At 65.6% G+C, this 20,547-nt stretch carries 18 protein-coding genes; 12 read left to right on the top strand and 6 right to left on the bottom strand.

The window, feature by feature from the left end:
• The first annotated feature begins 70 nt into the window (after window positions 1–70).
• Window positions 71–1,789 carry a lysylphosphatidylglycerol synthase domain-containing protein gene (locus CLI93_RS12885; RefSeq protein ID WP_095543007.1) on the top strand — a complete coding sequence of 573 codons (1,719 nt, stop codon included), beginning with the start codon at window positions 71–73 and terminating at the stop codon, window positions 1,787–1,789.
• A 7-nt stretch (window positions 1,790–1,796) separates the two neighbouring features.
• Here the strand turns inward: CLI93_RS12885 and CLI93_RS12880 are convergent, their stop codons facing one another.
• Genes CLI93_RS12880 through CLI93_RS12865 form a run of 4 tightly spaced genes read right to left on the bottom strand, consistent with a single transcriptional unit; the run spans window position 1,797 to window position 5,518 of the window.
• On the bottom strand, window positions 1,797–2,747 hold the full coding sequence (locus tag CLI93_RS12880) for an ABC transporter ATP-binding protein (RefSeq protein WP_095543006.1): 951 nt from the start codon (window positions 2,745–2,747) through the stop codon (window positions 1,797–1,799).
• Window positions 2,744–3,649: an ATP-binding cassette domain-containing protein gene (locus tag CLI93_RS12875; protein ID WP_095543005.1), complete on the bottom strand. Its 906-nt coding sequence runs from the start codon at window positions 3,647–3,649 to the stop codon at window positions 2,744–2,746. The genes CLI93_RS12880 and CLI93_RS12875 overlap by 4 nt, the downstream gene beginning before the upstream one ends.
• Window positions 3,646–4,509: an ABC transporter permease gene (locus CLI93_RS12870; RefSeq protein WP_095543004.1), complete on the bottom strand. Its 864-nt coding sequence runs from the start codon at window positions 4,507–4,509 to the stop codon at window positions 3,646–3,648. Before CLI93_RS12870 ends, CLI93_RS12875 begins: the two co-directional genes overlap by 4 nt.
• A 13-nt stretch (window positions 4,510–4,522) precedes the next feature.
• Window positions 4,523–5,518, bottom strand: a complete 996-nt coding sequence (locus CLI93_RS12865; protein WP_095543003.1) for an ABC transporter permease — start codon at window positions 5,516–5,518, stop codon at window positions 4,523–4,525.
• A 162-nt stretch (window positions 5,519–5,680) separates the two neighbouring features.
• Between CLI93_RS12865 and CLI93_RS12860 the strand changes: the two genes are divergently transcribed.
• The 5 genes from CLI93_RS12860 (at window position 5,681) to CLI93_RS12840 (ending at window position 10,440) form a co-directional block, all read left to right on the top strand.
• Complete coding sequence (locus CLI93_RS12860; protein ID WP_143326432.1) at window positions 5,681–5,896, top strand: hypothetical protein; 216 nt, start codon at window positions 5,681–5,683, stop codon at window positions 5,894–5,896.
• A gap of 33 nt (window positions 5,897–5,929) precedes the next feature.
• Complete coding sequence (gene hemB / locus CLI93_RS12855) at window positions 5,930–6,937, top strand: porphobilinogen synthase (protein ID WP_095543002.1); 1,008 nt, start codon at window positions 5,930–5,932, stop codon at window positions 6,935–6,937.
• Window positions 6,938–7,035: 98 nt separating this feature from the next.
• A complete protein-coding gene (locus CLI93_RS12850) occupies window positions 7,036–8,118 on the top strand; it encodes an SPFH and helix-turn-helix domain-containing protein (RefSeq protein ID WP_095543001.1) in 1,083 nt (360 codons plus the stop codon).
• A 102-nt stretch (window positions 8,119–8,220) separates the two neighbouring features.
• Window positions 8,221–9,378 carry a TFIIB-type zinc ribbon-containing protein gene (locus tag CLI93_RS12845; RefSeq protein ID WP_095543000.1) on the top strand — a complete coding sequence of 386 codons (1,158 nt, stop codon included), beginning with the start codon at window positions 8,221–8,223 and terminating at the stop codon, window positions 9,376–9,378.
• A 330-nt stretch (window positions 9,379–9,708) separates the two neighbouring features.
• Window positions 9,709–10,440, top strand: a complete 732-nt coding sequence (locus CLI93_RS12840) for a response regulator transcription factor (RefSeq protein ID WP_095542999.1) — start codon at window positions 9,709–9,711, stop codon at window positions 10,438–10,440.
• An 85-nt stretch (window positions 10,441–10,525) separates the two neighbouring features.
• Here the strand turns inward: CLI93_RS12840 and CLI93_RS15650 are convergent, their stop codons facing one another.
• Window positions 10,526–10,987 (bottom strand): heavy-metal-associated domain-containing protein, encoded by a 462-nt coding sequence (locus CLI93_RS15650; protein ID WP_420823128.1) that lies wholly within the window; start codon window positions 10,985–10,987, stop codon window positions 10,526–10,528.
• On the opposite strand from CLI93_RS15650, the gene CLI93_RS12830 reads away from it, so the two are divergent.
• Complete coding sequence (locus CLI93_RS12830) at window positions 10,987–12,450, top strand: NAD-dependent succinate-semialdehyde dehydrogenase (RefSeq protein WP_095542998.1); 1,464 nt, start codon at window positions 10,987–10,989, stop codon at window positions 12,448–12,450. The genes CLI93_RS15650 and CLI93_RS12830 overlap by 1 nt on opposite strands.
• A gap of 50 nt (window positions 12,451–12,500) precedes the next feature.
• Here the strand turns inward: CLI93_RS12830 and CLI93_RS12825 are convergent, their stop codons facing one another.
• Window positions 12,501–13,214, bottom strand: a complete 714-nt coding sequence (locus CLI93_RS12825) for a hypothetical protein (RefSeq protein WP_095542997.1) — start codon at window positions 13,212–13,214, stop codon at window positions 12,501–12,503.
• A gap of 487 nt (window positions 13,215–13,701) precedes the next feature.
• On the opposite strand from CLI93_RS12825, the gene CLI93_RS12820 reads away from it, so the two are divergent.
• From CLI93_RS12820 to CLI93_RS12800, 5 genes are all read left to right on the top strand, one after another.
• Window positions 13,702–14,064: a hypothetical protein gene (locus tag CLI93_RS12820; RefSeq protein WP_095542996.1), complete on the top strand. Its 363-nt coding sequence runs from the start codon at window positions 13,702–13,704 to the stop codon at window positions 14,062–14,064.
• Between the two features lie 128 nt (window positions 14,065–14,192).
• Window positions 14,193–17,834, top strand: a complete 3,642-nt coding sequence (locus CLI93_RS12815) for a hypothetical protein (protein ID WP_095542995.1) — start codon at window positions 14,193–14,195, stop codon at window positions 17,832–17,834.
• 43 nt (window positions 17,835–17,877) lie between these two features.
• Entirely contained in the window at window positions 17,878–18,291 is a 414-nt protein-coding gene (locus CLI93_RS12810; protein ID WP_095542994.1) for a hypothetical protein, read from the top strand.
• A 128-nt stretch (window positions 18,292–18,419) separates the two neighbouring features.
• Window positions 18,420–19,628 (top strand): hypothetical protein, encoded by a 1,209-nt coding sequence (locus CLI93_RS12805; RefSeq protein WP_095542993.1) that lies wholly within the window; start codon window positions 18,420–18,422, stop codon window positions 19,626–19,628.
• 2 nt (window positions 19,629–19,630) lie between these two features.
• Window positions 19,631–20,509 carry an SEL1-like repeat protein gene (locus tag CLI93_RS12800; protein WP_095542992.1) on the top strand — a complete coding sequence of 293 codons (879 nt, stop codon included), beginning with the start codon at window positions 19,631–19,633 and terminating at the stop codon, window positions 20,507–20,509.
• Window positions 20,510–20,547: the final 38 nt, after the last annotated feature.

Genomic DNA, 20,547 nt, shown 5'->3' with positions numbered 1-20,547 from the left:
GCGGCCGGCCTTTCCGGGCATTTTTCTGTAACCCCTTGCAAAACCGCGGGCCGCAATCCGGCGCGCTGCCATGGCCGTGGGAATAATGGCCGTCTGGCGTGGCGGCGCGCAGCGCGGCGGGCTGCAGCCAGCGGCATTGTTGGGAATTTCCATGGCTTCGGCGTCTTCTCTGTTGGATTGGTTCGTGCGGGTGCTCTACCACCCGCGGCTGCGCCGTGGCCTGTCGCTGGCGCTGACGGCTGCGGTGGCGCTGCTGGTGGTGTGGGCCCTGCACCATGCGTTGGCCGAGGTCGATGCCGCGCAGGTGCTGCAGCTGATGGGCCAGGTGCCCGCGCAGGCGTTGGGCTACGCCGCGTTGGCGGCCGCGGCCAGCTACCTGGTCATGACTGGTTACGACTTTTCGGCGCTGAAATACCTGGCGCCAGCACACCCGCCGCCGCGCACGGCCGTACTGGTGACCTCATTCATGGCCTACACGCTGGGCAATACCGTGGGCCTGGGGGTGCTGGCCGGCGGCGCCGTGCGCATGCGCATGTTCACACAATGGGGGCTGACGGCGCTGCAAGTCACGCGGCTGATTGCCTTCAACGCACTGGCCTTCGGCGCTGGCATCACCGTGCTGGGGGCCCTGGCGCTGCTGTTGGGCGCGCAGCGCACGGCGCTGCACACCCAGTTGCCGGTGGCGGCCATCGTGGTGCTGGCGGCGCTGGTGCTGGCTGCGGCGCTGGCGTTCCTGTGGTGCTGCGCGCGGCTGCAGACGCTGCGCCTGGGGCCTTGGCAGCTGCAGCTGCCCTCGCTGGGCCTGGCGCTGCGGCAGCTGCTGATCACGGCCACCGATACCGTGCTGGCTGGCCTGGCGCTGTGGTTTTTGCTGCCGCCCAGCCCGCTGACCTGGTGGGCCTTTCTGATGGTGTACATGCTGGCGCTGACGGCCGGCATCCTCAGCCACGTGCCTGGCGGGCTGGGGGTGTTCGAGGCGGTGATGTTCACCGGCCTGTCGGCCTCGGGCCTGCCGGCGACGGCGCTGGCGGCGGCGCTGGTGCTGTATCGGGTCGTGTACTACCTGCTGCCGCTGGTGGCGGCGGCGTTGTTGCTCACTGGCTATGCGCTGTGGATGCGGCTGAACAGCCGGCCGGGCCGCGCGCGCCGGCGGCTGCACGTCACGGGCATGCAGATTGCGCGCAACATCGCCTGGGCGGCGCCGCTGGTGCTGGGCGGGCTGGCCTTTGCCGCCGGGGCAGTGCTGCTGGCCGCTGGCGCCAGGCCCGACAACCAGGCCGCAGCGCTGGCCCTGCAGCGCTGGCATGTGCCGCAGTTCTGGATCGAGGCCTCGCGGCTGCTGGGCAGCGTCTGCGGCCTGCTGCTGCTGGTGCTGGCGCGGGCTCTGTTGGAGCGTCTGGATGCGGCCTGGTGGCTGGCGCTGCTGGCCACGGGCCTGGCGCTGTGGTTGTCGTTGCCCAATGGCTTTGCCTGGTACGAGATGGCCATGCTGGCGGTGCTGCTGGGGCTGTTGCTGGTGTCCAAGGAGCAGTTCAGCAGCCATTCCTCGCTGTTTGCCGTGCGCCTGGAGTTGGGCTGGCTGCTGGCGCTGGGCCTGGTGTTCGCGGCGCTGGGCTGGATCATTTATTTCGCCTATAGCCACGAGGATCTGAGCCATATGCCGTGGTGGCGCTTTGCCCTGGACGCGCGCCTGCCGCCGGTGTTCCGCGCGGCCATGCTGGCGGCGGTGCTGGCCCTGCTGCTGGGCGCCTGGCAGCTGCTGCGCAGGCGCGAGCGCCGCCCGCATTGAGGGCTGCTCAGTGGCCTTCGTGGCCGTGGCTCTCGCCAGGCGCTGCGGGCTGGGCCGCTGCTGGCGGTTGTTGTAGCTGTTGCTGCTGTTGTTGCTGAGCCAGGCGGTCGCGGCGTCGGCCCTGGCCCAGTTGCGGCATGGCGGCGATCAGGGCCTGGGTGTAGGGCTGCTGCGGGGCGTGAAACAACTGCGCCGGGCTGCCGCGCTCGATGATGCGCCCCTGGTGCATGACCAGCATGTCCTCGCACAGGTGGTGGATGGCGGCCATGTCGTGGCTGATGAGCAGGAAGGAGATGCCGTAGGTTTTCTTCAGCTCCAGCAGCAGGTCCAGCACCTGGGCCTGGATGCTGACGTCTAGGGCGGAGACGGGCTCGTCGGCGACGATCAGGCGCGGGCGCGTCATCAGCGCGCGGGCGATGGCGATGCGCTGGCGCTGGCCGCCGGAGAATTCATGCGGGTATTTGTCCAGGTCGCGGCTGTGCAGGCCGACCTGTTCGAGCATTTGCTCGGCGCGGCGGCGCATGGGCAGCAGCTCGCGCTCGCCCAGTGCGCGCAGCGGCTCGGTGACGATGCGCTCGATGCGCTGGCGCGGGTTCAGCGAGCTGTACGGATCCTGAAAGACCATCTGGAAGTCGGCCCGCGCCAGGCGCAGCTGCTCGGGCGACATTTGGTGCAGGTCGCGCCCGAGCAGGCGCACGCTGCCGCGGCTGGGGCGCTCCAGCGCCATGACGATGCGCGCCAGCGTGGATTTGCCCGCGCCCGATTCGCCAACGATGCCCAGGCTTTGCCCGGGCTGCAGCGAGAAGCTGATGTGCTCCAGCACTAGCCCTTGCTCAGTCTGCTGGGCCAGGTGCCGGCCCGGCCAGGGCAACGCCGGCCAGCGGCGCGGCTGGTGGTAATGGTGGCTGAGGTCGCGCACCTCCAGCAGGTTGCAGCGCGAGGTACTGGGCGCGCTCATGCAGTCCTCCCTGCGCCATTGCTGCCATTGCTGCAGTTGGATGCAGCAGCAGGGGCAGTGGGCGTGTCGCTCTGGCAAAAGGCCATCAGGCGCTGGCGCGACTGCATCAACTGCTGGGTGTAGGGGTGCTGCGGCTGCGCGAAGACGTTGGCCGTGGCGCCGTGCTCGACGATCTGGCCCTGGGTCATCACGGCCACGCTGTCGCAGTAGTCGGAGATCACGGCCAGGTCGTGTGAGATCAGCAGCAGGCCCATGTGGCGCTCCAGCACCAGCTCGTCGAGCAGATCCAGGATTTGCTGCTGCACGATACCGTCCAGCGCCGTGGTGGGCTCGTCGGCAATCAGCAAGGCGGGCTTGCAGGCCAGCGCCATGGCGATGGTGATGCGCTGGCGCTGGCCGCCGGAGAACTGGTGTGGGTAGTCCGCCAGGCGCTGGCTGGCGCGGGCAATGCCCACGCGCTCGAGCAAGGCGGCGGCCTGTTGCAGCGCGGCGCGCCGGCCCAGGCCTTGGTGCAGGCGCAATGGCTCGGCCACTTGCTGGCCAATGGCGTGCACGGGGTTGAGGGCGCTCATGGGCTCCTGGAACACCATGGCCATGCGGTTGCCGCGCAGGCGCTGCAGCTGCCGCTGCGACAGCCCCAGCAGCTCCTGGCCCTGCAGGCGGATGCTGCCGCTGCATTGCGCGGGCGTGGGCAGCAGGCCCATGATGGCCAGCGCTGTCATGGATTTGCCGCTGCCCGATTCGCCCACCAGGCCCAGGGTCTGGCCGGGCTGCACTTGCAGGTGAATGTCGTGCAGCACGGCGGTGCTGTGCGGCGGGTTGCCCAGGCTGACGTGCAGGCCTTCGATGGCCAGCAGCGCGGCGCTGGGTGCTGTGGCGCTGGCTGTAATTGCTGGGCTCATCGCTGGCTGCCCGTCAGCCGAGGGTCAAGTCGGTCGCGCAGCCCATCGCCCAGCAGGTTCAGCCCGAACACGGCCAGGGCGATGGTCACGCCAGGGTAAACGGCCAGCATGGGGGCGTCGAACAGCGTGGTTTGGGCCTCACTGAGCATGCGCCCCCAGGATGGGGTGGGGTATTGCGTGCCCAGGCCGAGGTAGGACAGCGCGGCCTCGGCCAGGATGGCAATGGCAAATTGGATGGTGGCTTGCACGATCAGGATGGGCAGCAGGTTGGGCAGCACGTGCTCCCAGGTGATGGCCCAGGGGCGGCGGCCGCAGGCGCGCGCGGCCAGCACGAAATCGCGCTCGAGCAGGGCATTGGCCGAGGCGCGCGTCAGGCGCGCGAAGATGGGCACGCTGGCAATGCCGATGGCGATGATGGAGATCACCACGCCGGAGCCATAGACGGCGCGCATCATGATGGCCGTGAGAATGGCCGGGAAGGCGAAAGTCAGGTCGGCCAGGCGCATGATGAGCTCTTCAACCCAGCCTTTGCGCGTGGCGGCCAGCAGGCCCAGGGCCACGCCCAGCAGCAAGCCTATGCCTACGGCCACAACGCCCACCAGCACGGAGCTTTGCGCGCCCACCATCAGCTGGGAGAGCATGTCCTGGCCATAGACGTCGGTGCCCAGCCAGTGCTCGGCGCTGGGCGCGGCCTGGCGCCGGTCGGTGTATTGCTCGCCGGGCGGGTGCGGCGTCCAGACCATCGACAGCAACGCCGTGCACAGCAGCAGTAGCGTCAGCAGGCCGCCCACCAGCAGCGATGGCTGGCGCCAGGCGGTGCGTAGCGTGTGGGCGGCAGCAGGGGGCAGCGTCGTGGGCATGGCGGGCGCTCATTCAGGCGGGGATGGACATGGCTGCGCGGCGCGTGCGCGTGCGCGTGTGGCGGATGCGCGGATCCAGCCAGGCGTAGGCCAGATCGACCAGGAAGTTCACCACGATCACCATGGCCGAGAGCAGCAGCACGCAGTTGCGCACCACCACCATGTCGCGGTTTTCGATGGCCTGAAAGATCAGCCGCCCCAGGCCAGGCAGCTGGAAGACGTTTTCCACCACGATGGTGCCGGCCAGCAGGTTGGCAAATTGCAGGCCGGCGACCGTGATCACCGGGATCAGCGCATTGCGCAGCGCATGGCCCAGCAGCACCTGCCAGCGCGCCAGGCCCTTGGCCTGGGCCGTGCGGATGTAGTCCTCGCGCAGCACCTCCAGCATGGCCGAGCGCGTCATGCGCGCCAGCATGGCCGCCTGCACCATGGCCAGGGCCAGGGCGGGCAGCAGTAAGGCCTTCAGCGCCGGCCAGGGACCGCCGCCGTACTCGCTGCTCCAGCCGGGAAAGCCCCCGGCGGAGAACCAGCGAAGCCGCACGGCAAACAGCATGATGAGCAAGATGGCCAGCCAGAAGTTGGGCACCGCGATGCCAATTTGCGTCAGCCCCATGGTGAGCACGTCGCCGGCGCGGTTGTGCCGCGCTGCGGCGTAGATGCCGGCGCACAGCGCCATGGCGATGGCCAGCGCGATGGCCAGCAGGGCCAGCGGCAGGGTCAGCTTCAGGCTCTCCAGAATCAGCTCGCTGGCCGGAATGCCGTAGGCGTAGCTCTCGCCCATGTCGCCGCGCAGCAGGCCGCTAATCCAGCCAGCGTAGCGCCGCAGCAAGGGCTGATCCAGCCCCAGTTGCTCGTACAGCGCCTGTACGGCCTCGGGCGCGGCATCGGGCCCGAGCATGGTCTGCGCGGCATTGCCCGGCAGCACTTCCAGCACGAACATGACCAGCACCGATGCGCCCGCCAGGGACAGCAGCAGCGAGGCAAGGCGCCGAAAGAAAAATTGGAGCATGGGCGGAAAAGCAGGCGGAATGCAGGGCTGGCAGGCAAAGGGGCCGCAGTGTAGCAATCTCGGCGATGCGCCTCAAATTCCGGCGCGGCGCTTGCACGAGGCGCGCCTGGACGCTCCCCATCATGGGGCGGCCCGATGGGCAAAACCATGCACAATGGCGGCATGTCGATTGAATTGCAGGTCTTTCATATCGTGTCGCAGGTGCTGGAATGCCCGCGCGGGGACATCGATGCCCATACGCCCATTCGCGATTGGCTGAAGATGACCATCATCAACGACGAGACATGCCTGGCGCTGAACATCAACATCAGCACCCAAAGCGCCAGCCAATGCCGCACTGTGGGCGAGTACCTGCGTCTGGTGCAGAGCATGTTGTGATGGGTGCGCGCTTTTGCCTTTTCTGGACTGCCCATGTCACATGCCCATTTCTCCTTTCCGCTGACCCGGCCGCGCCGCTTGCGCTACGACGCCTTCACGCGCGATCTGGTGCGCGAGAGTCAGCTCACCGTCAAGGACTTGATCTATCCCGTATTCGTGCAGGAAGGCCAGGGCCTGCGCACGCCCGTGCCGTCGATGCCGGGGGTGCAGCGGCTCAGTCTGGATCAATTGCTGCGCGTGGCCGAGGAGTGCGTGGCCCTGGGCATCCCCTGCCTGGCGCTGTTTCCGGTCATTGACGCCAGCCTGAAAACCCCCGATGGGGAAGAAGCCACCAACCCCGATGGCTTGGTGCCGCGCGTGGTGGCTGCGCTCAAGCAGCGCTTCCCGCAGCTGGGGGTGATGACCGACGTGGCGCTGGACCCTTACACCAGTCACGGCCAGGATGGCCTGCCCGACGAGCGCGGCTACATCCACAACGATGCCACCGTGCAGCAGTTGGTGCGCCAGGCGCTGGTGCAGGCCCAGGCTGGGGTGGACATCGTCGCGCCCAGCGACATGATGGACGGGCGCATCGGCGCCATCCGCCAGGCGCTGGAGACCCATGGCCATGTGCATACGCGCATCATGGCCTACAGCGCCAAGTACGCCAGCGCCTTCTATGGCCCGTTCCGTGATGCGGTGGGCTCGGCCGCCAACCTGGGCAAGGGCGACAAAAAGACCTATCAGATGGATCCGGCCAACACCAACGAGGCCCTGCGTGAGGTGGCGCTGGACATCCAGGAGGGCGCGGACATGGTCATGGTCAAGCCCGGCATGCCTTATTTGGACGTGCTCTGGCGCGTCAAGCAGGCTTTCGAGGTGCCGACCTTCGCCTACCAGGTCAGCGGCGAGTACGCCATGCTCAAGGCGGCAGCGGCCAATGGCTGGCTGGCCCATGATGCGGTGGTGCTTGAAAGCCTGCTGGCCTTCAAGCGCGCCGGCGCAGATGGCGTGTTGAGCTACTTCGCGCTGGAGGCCGCGCGCCTGCTCAAGACCGGCTGACGGGCCCATGGCCTGCGGGCACTTCATGCAGAAGGCAGCCGCTGCGCCAGGCCGCGCGCAGCCAGCATTGACCCCTATCGATCAAACAGAGGCGTTTTATGGACCGGATTTGGAACTTGGTGCGCAACCAGCTGATTGAAGTCATCGAGTGGACCGATGACTCGCGCGACACGCTGTCGTACCGCTGGCCCGATGAAGACAAGGAAATCAAGAACGGCGCGCAGCTCATCGTGCGCGAGTCGCAGATGGTGCAGTTCGTCGCCGCCGGCCAGTTCGCCGACCTGTTCGGCCCGGGCAAGCACACGCTGACCACTGAGAACATCCCCATCCTCTCGACCATCCTGGGTTGGAAGTACGGCTTCCAATCGCCTTTCAAGTGCGATGTGTACTACCTGAATACGCGCCTGTTCACCGGCAACAAATGGGGCACTTCCAACCCGGTGATGATGCGCGACCAGGACTTTGGCGTGGTGCGCCTGCGTGCCTTTGGCACTTACGACTTCCGCATTGTCGATGCGCCCAGGTTCCTCAAGGAAGTGGCCGGCACGGATCAGAACTTCCGCCTTGACGAGTTCAACGACACCATGCGCTCGCGCATCGTCAGCGTGTTCACCGAGGCGCTGGCCAAGGCCCATGTGCCAGTGCTGGATATCGCACAACGCTATGCCGAGCTGGGCGATGCGTTGCTGCCCATCATCAACCCGGCCATCCGCGACAAGTACGGCCTGGAGGTCAGCAGCTTCATTCTGGAAAACGTCTCGGTGCCGCCGGAGGTCGAACAGGCCATCGACAAGCGTTCGAGCATGAGCGTGATCGGCAACCTCAACGACTACGTCAAATACCAGATGGGCCAGGCCATGGGCCAGGGTGGCGAGGCTGGTGCCGCGGCCACCATGCCAGCGCAAATGGCCATGGGCTTTGGCATGGCGCAGGAGATGATGAAAAGCATGCAGCAGCCTCAGCACGCCCCGGCCGCTGGCATGGCAGCGGCTGGCGCCGTCCAAGGGGCGGCGGGGGCCGGCGCGTTGGATGTGCTCACGCCCGAGCAGGCTGCGCAAGCGCTGGGCGTCTCGGTGGAGGACGTGATGGCCTCGATCGAGGCCGGTGATCTCAAAGCGCGCAAGATCGGCAGCGCCTGGCGCATCGCCCGTGGCGCACTGGAGGAGTTCCTGCGCGGCTGATGGCCTTCCCACCACGCGCCCGCAGCAGCCCGCGGGCGTCCATTGCACAAGCGCTGAGCATTCGCCTGCGCTTTTGCAAGGGCAGGCAGCGAGAGAACCGGCATGACAAACGCTATCCCCCCAGCGCCTGCCAGCGCGGCGGCGGCCCCCACGACCGCCATTGGCAAACACCCTTGCCCTGAATGCGGCGCCAATCTGGAATGGAATGCCGCCCGGCAGGCGCTGGTCTGCCCCTATTGCGGCACTACCGCCGCCTGGCGCCCGCCCGACCCGAACGCAGGCGATGGCAGCGAGGCCGGCGGCGTGCTCGAGCAGGATCTGGAGCAGGCCCTGCGCGACCCGGCCAACCAGCGCGGCTGGAGCAACCAACGGCGCGAAGTGCAATGCCGCAACTGCCATGCCATTTCGGTGTTTGTTGATGGCCGGGTGGCGCAGCGCTGCGATTTCTGCGGCTCGCCGGCCATTGTGGCCCACGAGCAGCTGCAGGATGCGATCACGCCTCAAAGCATCTTGCCCTTCCGCCTCAGCGATGCGCAAATGCGCGAGCGCGTGCGCAAGTGGTATGGCTCGCGCTGGTTTGCACCCAACAAGCTCAAGCGGGCGGCGCTGACCGATACGCTCAAGGGCGTTTACCTGCCGTACTGGACTTTTGACGCGCACGCCAGTGCGCGCTGGCGCGCAGATGCGGGCCACTACTACTACACCACCCAGACCTATCGCGACAGCCAGGGCAATCTGCAAACTCGGCAGGTGCAGCACATCCGCTGGGTGCCTGCCTCGGGCCAGCTGCAGCATTTCTTCGACGATGAGCTGGTGCCGGGCACCGTGGGCGTGCATGCCGGCCTGCTGCGCAAGATCGAGCCCTTCCCGACCCTGACCGACTTGCGCCCCTACTCGCCCGAGTACGTGCGCGGCTGGACGGTGGAGCGCTATCAGGTGGATCTGCGCCGCGCAGCCACGCTGGGCGAGCAGCAAATGCAGCAACGCCTGCGCGCGCTGTGTGCCAGCCGCGTGCCGGGTGACACCCACCGCAATCTGGTGGTCGATGCGCAGTACCAGGGGCGCACTTTCAAGCATGTGCTGGTGCCCGTCTGGCTGGTGCATTACACCTATGGGGCCAAGACCTACCAGATCGTGGCCAATGGCTATACCGGCACACTGGCTGGCGAGCAGCCCTATAGCTGGGTCAAGATCGCTCTGGCGGTGTTGTTGGGCCTATTGGTGTTGGCGCTGCTCGTTTGGATGCAGTCACAGCAATAACCGAGTCATTTACCTGGATTTAACAGAGGTTTTTGTAAATATTTGTGAAAATTCCTGCTGCTGATAATCAATTTTCGCTGTGGCAATTTCGGGTAAAGTTCAGCGGCGAAAAGAAGCTGCAGACTTGTAGCGATTAAGGATGTGTTGCACGGATTGATGCCCAAACAAGGGTTTTGCTGCATCGGATGGGCTGTTCGGGACTTTTGTTTTGCAATGGCTTGTGCCTTCAGATGGTTTGCCAAAACGCTGTTGACGTCCGGTCAAGAAGCTCTTGTGCGGTGATTTGTGCAAAGCATTTTTAAAACCCATTGAAGGCGTGAGAGCATCAACATGCGAATTGGCGTTCTGGATGATGATCCCCTGGTGCAGGAGTTCATGCGTGCGGCCATCGAGAAACTGGGCCACAGTTGCTATTTGTATTCCGACGGTACCAGTCTGCTCATAGACCTGCGCACGCGCACGCTGGATTTACTGGTGGTCGATTGGTATTTGCCCGATATGGAAGGGCCGCAGGTCGTGCAAAGCGTGCGCCAGAGCATTGGCTCAAACATGCCCATTTTGTTCGTGACGCGCCGTGGCAGCGAGGAAGACGTGGTGCAGGGTCTGAGCAGCGGCGCCGATGACTTTATGACCAAGCCCGTGCGCATGGGTGAGTTACTGGCGCGCATTCAAGCCTTGCTGCGCCGCTCATACCCTGAAAGCCAGATGGCGCACATCGTCGATTTTGGCGTATACCGCTTTGATACGGAAAAGCGCACGCTGGAAGTGCGCGGCGAGCCGGTGGACATCAAACACCGTGAATTCAATCTCGCGCTGTTCATGTTTCAGAACTGTGGGCGCTTGCTTTCGCGCGATCACGTGCGGGAAATGGTCTGGGGGCAGCTCACGCCGATGCCCTCGCGCTCGCTAGACACCCATATTTCCCGTCTGCGCAACAAACTGAATTTGAAGCCAGAGAATGGCTATGTGGTCACGGCCGTTTATGGCGTGGGTTATCGTCTGGAGCAGGTTGAGGCAGACGGTCAGCTGGCCGAGCCGGCCAGTTTGCCGGGCAACGCATGAAAAAAAAGCGCTGCTTTCAAGCAGCGCTTTTTTTGGGGGGCCGGTTGTAACGGGCCAGGCGAGGCCTCGGGGCCTGCCCCTGATCTCAAGGGCTACCCACTGTATAGCCAGCTTCCTCAATGGCCGCAACGAGTGCGCTGCGTGGTTGCGAGCTGGCAATGCTGACCAGCCCCGTGGGCAAATCCACCTGAACCTTGGCCGTATTGTCGGTCTTCAGAATGGCCTTTTGCACCGCCTGAACGCAGTGCTCACAGGTCATGCCCTGGACTTTGAAGGTTTGGTTCATTGCAATCTCCTTGTTGGTGAACGGGTGGGCGACACAAAAGCCGGCCCTCAAAATTGCCGAGCGCAGCACTGGCCGTCTATCCATGCGGTCGGTGGCCTGGCGCAGGCTTACAGCTTCATTATCCGCCTGTTCGGCGCTGCTCGGCGGGCGTGCGAGGCTGTTGCGGCCATGGTTTTGGTGGAAAAATGCGCCTGCCTGTGTTTTGCAAGGCCTGCGCTGCAGACCTTGCAGAGTTTCTTTTGCCCGACCGGAAGATTGCAATGACTGCCACCAGCTCAAGCCAAGCCACCCAGTACCCAGATACCCGTTTGCTGATCGACAACCAATGGCAGGACGCGGCCGATGGCCGCACCCTGGATGTGCTGAACCCGGCCACGGGTCAGGCCATCGGCCGCGTGGCCCATGCTGCCCAGGCCGATCTGGACAAGGCCCTGGCGGCGGCCCAGCGCGGCTTTGAGCGCTGGCGCGCTACATCCAGTGTGGAACGCCAGAAGATCATGCGCCAGGCCGCCGCCTTGTTGCGCGAGCGGGCCGATCACATCGCCGCGCTGATGACCATGGAGCAGGGCAAGCCCTTGGCCGAGGCGCGCGTCGAGGCGCTGTCCTGCGCCAACATGATTGATTGGTTTGCCGACGAAGGGCGGCGCGTCTATGGCCGAATCGTGCCTGGCGCCAACCTGGCCAGCCAGCAAATGGTGCTCAAGCAACCCATTGGGCCGGTGGCGGCCTTCACGCCGTGGAACTTCCCCCTCAACCAGGTTACGCGCAAGCTGGGCCCTGCCCTGGCCACGGGCTGCTCGTTCCTGTGCAAGGCGCCAGAGGAAACGCCGGCCTCGCCAGCGGCGCTGCTGCAGTGCTTTGTGGACGCGGGCCTGCCTGAGGGCGTGGTTGGCCTGGTGTATGGCGATCCGGCGCAGATTTCCGACTACCTGATTGCCAGCCCGGTCATCCGCTTCGTGACTTTCACCGGCTCCACCCCCGTGGGCAAGCAACTGGCCGCCAAGGCTGGGGCGCAGATGAAAAAAGTGGTGATGGAGCTGGGCGGGCATGCGCCGGTGATCGTGGCCGAGGATGCGGACGTGGCCCTGGCGGTGAAGTCCGTGGCCATGGCCAAGTTCCGCAACGCCGGCCAGGTGTGCATTGCGCCCACGCGCTTTTTGGTGCATGAATCGCTGGCGCGCGACTTCCAGGACGCCTTCGTGGCCCACTGCGAAAGCCTCAAGCTGGGCAATGGCCTGGCCGAGGACACCAAGCTCGGCCCATTGGCCAACGCCCGCCGCGTGCAGGCCATGGAGCGCATCGTGGCCGACGTGCAGGCCAAGGGGGGCGAGGTCGTCACTGGCGGGCGCCGCGTGGGCGAGCAGGGCAACTTCTTTGCCCCCACCCTGGTGCTGCAGCCAGCGATGGATTCATTGCTCTTCAACGAAGAGCCCTTTGGCCCGATTGCCGGGCTGCGCACCTTCACCAGCCTGGATGAAGCCATCGCCGAGGCCAACCGGCTCGACTATGGCCTGGCGGCCTACGCCTTCACGCGCTCGTTCAAGAATGTGCAAACCCTGGCCGAGCAGGTCCAGGTCGGCATGCTGTGGATCAATCAGCCGGCCACGCCATCGGCAGAGCTGCCCTTCGGGGGCGTGAAAGACTCCGGCCTGGGCACCGAAGGCGGCCATGAGGCGCTGGAGGAGCACCTGATCAGCAAGGCCGTGGCGGTGACGGGCATTTGAGATGCCCGTTCACGATCGCTGCCCGCTCGTGCCAAGACTCTGAAAAGGTTTTACAGCGGCAGGCAGGCGATCTGCATGTCCGGCGCGGCGACTTTTTCTGCATACCAGCCCTGATTGCGCTCGGGCCAGAGGTGGGCCCGCAGCCGCGCCATCAGCACCACTTCGTCGCCCTTGTGGCGTTCTTGGTAGCACTGCTGCATGTTCTGCAGCATGCGCTCCAGGGCCTGGGCCTGATCAGCCTGGGTGGCGCGCAGCTGCTCGATGGCTTTGTGCAGCTCGGCGTTGCCCGATTCGCTTGAGGGCTGCGAGGCTTCTTTGCTTGGGGCCTCCGGTGCGCTGCCGCTCTTGCCCTGCGTCCCTGCGCGCTGCTGTGCCTGCTGGGCCAATTGCTCAGCCAGTTGTTGCTGAAACTGCTGCAGGCTCTGGGCCCCATCCTGCTGCAGCTGCACGAGGGCATCGTATTGCACAAGAAAGCCCACAGGCTGCGCAATCACCCGGTGGATGCGGTAGCGCACGTTGGCCCCGGGGCCGCCCAGGGTGTGCAGCAAGGCTTTGGCCTGCTGGCCTGCCGGGTCGCTGTCCCAGTCGATGCGCAAGGCCTTGGTGATGGCTGCGTCATCGGGGAAGGCGACTGCATCAGGCGCTGCGCCGCGCAGATCGCAGGCGCTCAATGCCAGAGCAAGCAGGGCAGTGCTGGCCGCAGCAAGGCGGTGCGAGCAGGGGAAGCGCTGTGCGCTGGAGGCTGGCAGATATGGAGCATTCATGGGCCAAAAGAAGTCTTGTTGCAGGAGCGCCTGGCCAGGCCATGGCGGCGGCGATGATAGTGAGACTGTTGCGCCGCCCGCGTCGCAAAAATGTGCTTTTGGTAAGCGCTGATCAAGGATTGAAACCAGCAGCAACGCAGATTTGGTGGTGTAGGTCTGGCGCTGCCTGGCTGCGCCAGATTGCGGTCCATTCGGCTTTTGGCACGAGGGGCGCTCAAGGGAAAACAGGCCCGCTTGCTGAGCCGTCTGCGAAGGTGCAGCGCCTTTGCAAAGTCAAGGCTGCGGCGTTTGCAACTCCATACAGCCGCGAACATTTTGCGTACAGCCCGAGTGCGGGTTTTTCTTAAATTTCGCAGCGCTGGTCAGGCAGTGTGACTGCCCGGCACAGTGGTCCGCCAGGCCTTGCGTCGGTCTCGCGTCAGTGGCCATGGGCCTACGTGGTCGGCCATGTCTTGGCGAATGCTCTGAACTTTTTAGGAGAACCCCTATGTCTCGCAAACTGGTTTGTGTTGGTGCATTGCTCGCTTCGGTACTGGCTTCCAGTGCCATGGCCCAGTCTGGCAATATCAGCGTTCCTGGATTGATTTCCGCATCAGGCTCGAACGGCTCGACGGTCAAGAACACCACCATCAACGTCTCGGGCAACTCGGCCAAGCGCGTGACCGCTGGCGGCGGCAGCGTGGGCATCAAGGTGGCCGAGCTGGAGATGCAAGGCGTTGCCAACGTCAACAGCGTCAACATCACGGGCTCCGAGGTCAGTGATTCCGTCATCAACGTGACGGACAACACCGCCGAGGACATCTACGCCATCGGTGGCACGGCCAACGTCAACAGCGTCAACATCAACTGATACGGCATGAATTCAATCCACGCCTGCGCCCCCGGCTTGTGATGTGGCGCATGCGTGGATTGGTTCCCGTGTTTCGGGCCAGCCTGTGGCAAAGAGCCCGGGAGGTTTTTTGGGGCGCTGGAGTTTTTATGGTGCGAATCAACAAGACCGTGGTGGCCACGGCCTGCGCTGCAGCCTGTGCGCTGACGGCATGGCCGGTGCAGGCGCAGGAAAACATGCTGCACGGCCTGGGTTGGGTCATGGAGGGCAACCCTGGCAGCAGCATCCGCTCCAGCGCCATCACGGTATCGGGCAACCGCAGCGCGGCAAAGGTCGAGGCCGTGGGCCTGGGCGGCAGCCTGGGGTTTGGCTTGGCAGGTGTGTTGCGTCTGATCGCCACGGCGCAGGTCAACACCATTGGGCTGGAGGCCATGGATGTGGGGCAAAGCCAGCTGCTGGTCAGCGGCAACCGCCTCAGCGGGCCGATGACGACCCTGGGCGGCGCGGCCAGCGCCAACAGCATTTTGATTTCTGGCCAGGGTGAGCGCAAACGCCTGCAGGGCTCGCAGGTGACGGTGGCTGGCAATGAGGCGGGCGATGTCCATGCCCAGGGCGCCGAGCTGTATGCCTTGCTGGGCAGCGCCTCAATGCAGATCCCGGGGCGCGCCAGCGCCAACAGTGTGTTGCTGCAAAGCACCGATGTAGAGAATTCTGAAATCAGCAATACCCAGCAGCGTGCGCAGGGCGTGCGCAGTGTGGGTGGCTCGGCCCTGGCCAATGTGCTGACGGCCAGCCAGTCGGGCTTGCAGCAGGTGCGCATTCAGCAGCATGGCAATGTGGCCAGCGAGGTGCTGGCCTCGGGCGCTTCGGCCGCGCTGGGCTATGGCGCGCTGGCGCAGGCCAAGCTCGAAGGCGCGGCGCTGGCCAACAGCATCGCATTGGCGCAGACGCAGTTGAGCCACAGCCGCTTGCACCAACAGGGCAACGAGGCCCGGCAGATCGTGGGGGCAGGCGGTGGCGCGATGGCCAACTCCATGGCGTTGACGCAAATGGATGGCCAGGTGCGCAATTGGCATGCTGTGCAGCAAGGCAATGTGGCCCAGCGTGTTGGCGCATTCGGTGGCGAGGGCTCCGTGCTGATGGGGGCACTGGCCTCGGTGGACAACTACGCCAGCGCCCTGGCCAACAGCATCAATCTGGACCGCTCCCGCCTGGCGGGTCGCAATGAGCACACGCAGACCGGCAACGATGCGCAGGATGTGCAGGCGCGTGGTGGTGTGGCGCTGGCCAACAGCATCTGGGCGCTGCAGGCGCAGCTCGATGCCAGCAGCCTGACTCAGCAGGACAACAGCGCGCAGCAGGTGCGCACCAATGGCGGCAGTGTGTCCGCATTGGGTGGTGCCCTGGGCGCGGCAGAGCGCTCCAGCCGCGCTGGGGCCAACAGCGTGGTGTTGGCCGATCAAGCCGCGCTGAAAAACATGCAAGTGCTGCAGCAGGGCAACCAGGCGCGGGGCCTGGATGTGCGCGGCGGCCAGGCCATGGCCAATAGTGTGTTGGCCGATCAGCAGGCCAGCCTGCAGGATGGGCAGGTGCTGATCGAGCACAACCAAGCCCAGGAGCTGAGCACACAAGGCAGCCAGGAGCAACTGGCCGGCGGCCTGCTTTGGAAAGCCCAGCAGGATGCGGTGGTGCTGGCCAACAGCCTGGCGGTGGTTGGCTCTCAGTGGCGCAGCCCGCAGCTGGCGTTGCAGGCCAATACGGCCGGGCAGCTGCATGCCGATGGCGGCAGCATCACGGCCAACTCCGTCAGCCTGGAGCGTGGCGATGGCGCGGGCAGCGCTTTGCACGCGCCGGTCTGGCTGAAGGGCAATACGGCCATCGAGGTGCAGACGCAGGCCGAATCCAGCAGCACAGCCATCAGCAGCAGCCACACCCGTGCGCGGGCGGCGCTCAATGCAGTGCTGCTGCACGATAACAGCAGCGTCGATGCCGATTCGCAACTGCAGATTGCAGGCAATCGGGCCGAGCTGGTCTCCGGCATGGGCGGCACGGCGCTGGTGCAGTCGCTGGCCGCCTACCGGGGCGCCAGTTTGGTGCGCACGCCGGTGACGATCGAGAACAACCGCGCCCAGGGCATCCATGCGCGTGGCGACCATCAGCAGACGCTGGGCTACGGATCGTCGCGCCATGGCATTGCCGCAGTCAACAGCGTGTATCTGGAAGGGCAACAGGGCGCCGGCCTGAAGGATAGCCATGTGCAGGTACAGGCCAACCGGGCCGAGGAAATGCACGCCGATGGCGCGCTGGTGCAGGCCAATACGCTGGCGCTGAGCCAACGTGGCCGGTTACTGGAAAGCCAGGCGCTGGTGCGCAACAACCAGGCGGCATCGGTGAGTGCATTTGCACAGACCACGCGCGGCCTGTTCGGTGTGAATGAGCGGCAGAGCTTTGCCGATGTGAACCTCAATACGCTGGACATCCAGGCCCCGCTGACAGCCAGCACCTTGTTGGTGGAGGACAACCGGGTCGAGCGCGTCGATGCGCAGGAAGGCGGTGCCTCGGTCAACAGCGTGGCGCTGGGCCAGAGGGCCCAAGGCCTGCGCGCGCTGGAGATGCGCGTGGCTGGCAACCAAGCCACGGGCGTGCGCTCCAGCCAGGGCCAGCAGGCCTTGGCCCACAGCGTGACCATCGATGGCACGGCCAGCAATAGCCGGCTCGATGTGGTGGGCAACCAGGCCCAGCAGGTGCATGCGGATGCGGCCGGGGCCGAGGCCAGCAGCGTGAAGGCCGATGGCGGCTCCAGCGTGGCGCACAGCTCGATCGGCATCACGGGCAATCGCGCCTCCATCGGCACGGGCGGCACGGTGGCCAGCGTGAAGAATCAGCAAGGCGGGCGCATAGCCCAGTCGCGCATCACGATCGCCAACAACCAGGCCAGCGCCAGCCAGGGCGGGGTGAACGCCTCGGTGATCAACAGTGGCAGCCTGGGCAATGCCGCTATCACCATCAGCGGCAACCGTGGCAGCGCCAATGCCGCATTGGCCAACTCGGTGCGCAACCGCCATGGGCGCCTGGGCGGGCAGATCGCCATCCTCAACAACCGGGGGCAGGCGGCCGCTGGCGGCGTGCTCAACAGCGTGGACAACAGCGGCAGCCTTTCGGGCAGCGTCACCATCGTGGGCAACCAGGGGCAGGCCAGTGGCAATGCGCTGGCCAACTCGGTGCACAACAGTGGGTCGATGAATGGCCGCATCGTGCTGGCGGCCAACAAGGCCAATGCCAGCTCGGCGGGCGTGGCCAATGCCGTGAAGAACCAGGGGCAGCTCTCTGGCCGGGTGAACATCGTCGGCAACGATGGCACGGCCTCCACAAGCGGCACGGTCAACAGCGTGGTCAACAACGGGATGATGGCCGCCGATGTCAGCATTGTGGGCAATCGAGGCTCGGCCAGCATGGGCGGGGTCAGCAACTCGGTGGTGAACAACGGGGTGATGGCTGGGCGCGTGCTGATTGCCGGCAACCAGTCGAGCACGGCCGGCGGCACGGTCAACTCGCTCATCAACCACGGCGTGATGACGGGCTCGGTGAACATCGTTGCCAACCGGGGCGCTGCGGCGCCGGGCGCGACCACGGGCAGCGTCATCAATGCCGGCGCGCTGGTGGGGGCAGCGGGCGTGGCGGCCAATGTGCCGCATGTGGCCAACCCCGGCTACACCTATACCGTGCCGTCCACCGGGGTGATCAACCAGAGCGTGTTGATCGCGCCGGCCTACAACTTTGTCTTTCAATGAGGAGCAAGCAATGCGCAGACGAACAGCAATCCATCGCACCGCAGTGGCATGCAGCTGTGCCGCCCTGGCCTGGCTGAGCGGCGCCGGCCTGGCGCAGGCGCAGATGGTGCAGTACGGCACGGCCATGAGCATGTACAAGGACATGCAGGACAAGGAGATCAAGGTCACGGACACCGTCACGCCCAGTGTGGCGGCGCGCTCTCGCGTGGCCAAGGCGCTGGCCGATCGCTCCATGGTCGATGCCAGGGCCATGGTGGGCGAGGATGGCACGCTGCGACTGCCGCCCAACCAGAGCAACCTCGTGATCCGCACGGACTACACGGATGTCACGCAGGGCCCCGATGGCTCGGTGCGCGTGGCCAGTCCGGTGATTCAGGGCAATGTCTCGGGCAATGTCACGCTGTATGTAGAAGGCGAGGGCGTGGAAAACATCACTGTGCTGAACAACCGCCGGTGAGTGGCGCGGCGGCCTGCCGCATGGGGGCAGGCTGTTTGCATTCCATCCGATCTCCCAGGTCAGGCACTGTGCGCTTTGCGCCGGTGCCTGCCGGTTTGTCCATTGAAGAGAATTTTGTGAATACAACAATGAAAAACAATTGGCCTGGCCACGCCGGGCTGTGTGCAGCCCTGGCAGCGGCGGCGCTGCTGGCCGCTTGCTCGACGCCCAAACACGCCATGCGCGATGCGCAAAAGCAGCTGGCCACGTATCAGGAGCTGCGCGAGCTGCCGCAGGCCAACCTGAACCTGTACTCCCAGGCGCTGCAGCGCCTGGGCTACATGCTCAATGTCTACAAGTCCGGCGACCCGGTGCTGTATGTGCAGTCGCGCACCATCCTGGATTCCACCAACCTCTCCAGCCCATTGGCCGGGGCCGAAATCCCAGGCGACGTGACCGAGATGGTGCGCACGGCGCTCAACCGCATTGGCGCCAAGGTGGTGTACGTGCCCTACCACCCCGATTACCTGGTGGCCCAGGCCCAGCTGGGCGGGCAGTTCGGCGTCACCATGCCTGATTACTTGATTACCGGCGCACTGACCGAGTTCGACCGTGCGTTGTCGGGCGCGGGCCGTGCCAACAATGCTTCGGTGGAATTCGGCAAGGGCCATGGCAGCACGGCCCTGGGCTACAACGCCACCAATGTGGCGATTTATTCGGCGCTGGCGCTGGATCTGAACGTGGTCAACTTCCAGACGCAGCAAATGGTGCCGCGCATGCAGTCCTCCAATGTCGTGAAGGTGCTGGACATGACCAGCGAGCGCAATGCCAGCCTGGGCTTTTACGGCGACGCCTTTGGCTTCAAGACCGAGGGCAAGTACATGCAGGGCCGGCATTCGGCCATTCGCACCTTGGTGGATTTGAGCGTGCTGGAAATCGTCGGCAAGGTCACCAACACCCCGTACTGGCGCACCATCCCCAACGGCCACCCCGATCCGGTGGTGGTGGAGAACATGCGCAACGCCTTCGAGGCGCTGAGCCCGCAGGTGCGCATTGGCCTGGCGCAGGTGATGCTGCAAAAGTACCAGCAGCCCGTGCAGGTGACGCAGCAGCTCGATGCGCCCACGGCCCAGGCCGTGGCCCAGGTGTATGCGGCGCATTTTCCGCAGTTGGGCGCGCAGATCGACCTCACGAGCTGGGAGCATTTCGAGCCACTGTTCTTCAACGTGCCCATGCCATGGGACGAGGAGTTCAAGCGAGAGGCCGCGCTGGCCGAGCAAGCCGCGCAGCGCCAGGCCGAGGAGGCTGCGCAGCGCGCCCGCACACAGGCCGCGCCGGTGCTTTATGAGGAGGGCTGAGCATGAGTCAATGGCCAATCAATACCCGCCAGACATCGCCCACGCCGCCAAGGCGGCTGCCGCAACCGACGCGCCAGAGCCGCCGTGGCCTGGCGCTGGCCGCAGCCTGCCTGGGGGCGGCTACATGGTGCTGGGCACAGCCACAGCTTGAGGCGCCCTCGCCACCGCCGGCCCAGGCCGCCGCGCACAGCCATGCCGCGCGCTACGTGCAGGCCTGCCAGGAGGCGCTGGACAAAGGCCAGCCTGGGCTGGGTTGCAGTGGCGCGCTGTTGCACAACGAATTGCGCGAGCTGCAGGCCCAGGCCTTGCAAAGCCAGAACCCGGTGCTGATGGCGCTGGTGGGCGATGCCTATCGCAATGAGCGCTCGCCCATCGCCGATATCGGCCAAGCCTATCGCTGGTATTTGATGGCGGCCGTGCGTGGCGATGCCGCAGCCATGGAGCGCCTCAGTCGCATGTACCACAAGGGCCAGGGCGTGCCCCAGGATTCGGTCAAGGCGCTGGGCTACGCACGCCTGACCCAGCAATTTGCTGCGGCGCAGGGCCAGCGCAGCGGCCGTGATGTGGCGCGCCTGATTCAAAGCCTGGGCTCACAAATGGCGGCCGAGGAGCTGGCGCTGTCCGAGCGCTTTGCGCAGGAGATGGGCGCTGCCATCGCATCCGGCAAGCCGCCCGGCCAAGGCGCTGCGGCTGCCCACGCCACGCCCATGCCAGGCGCTGCGGCCATGCAGGCGCACCCGGTCGATCGCGCTGCGCCCATGCCTGCCGCCGAGGTGTCGATACCAGGGCTGCGCCAGGGCTCGATCGTCACTGCGCCACCACCACCACAGCCTGATTCGGCCACACCGGCGCAGCCTGAGCAAGAGTCATCCGCGCCATGAGCCGGGCACTGAGCGCAGCACAACTTCTTCCACTTCAG

Source organism: Vandammella animalimorsus, from assembly GCF_002288875.1.
Classification (GTDB): Bacteria; Pseudomonadota; Gammaproteobacteria; order Burkholderiales; family Burkholderiaceae_C; genus Lampropedia; species Lampropedia animalimorsus.
The sequence above is the reverse complement of the archived record's forward strand: the minus strand, read 5'-3'. Positions and strand labels throughout refer to the sequence as shown.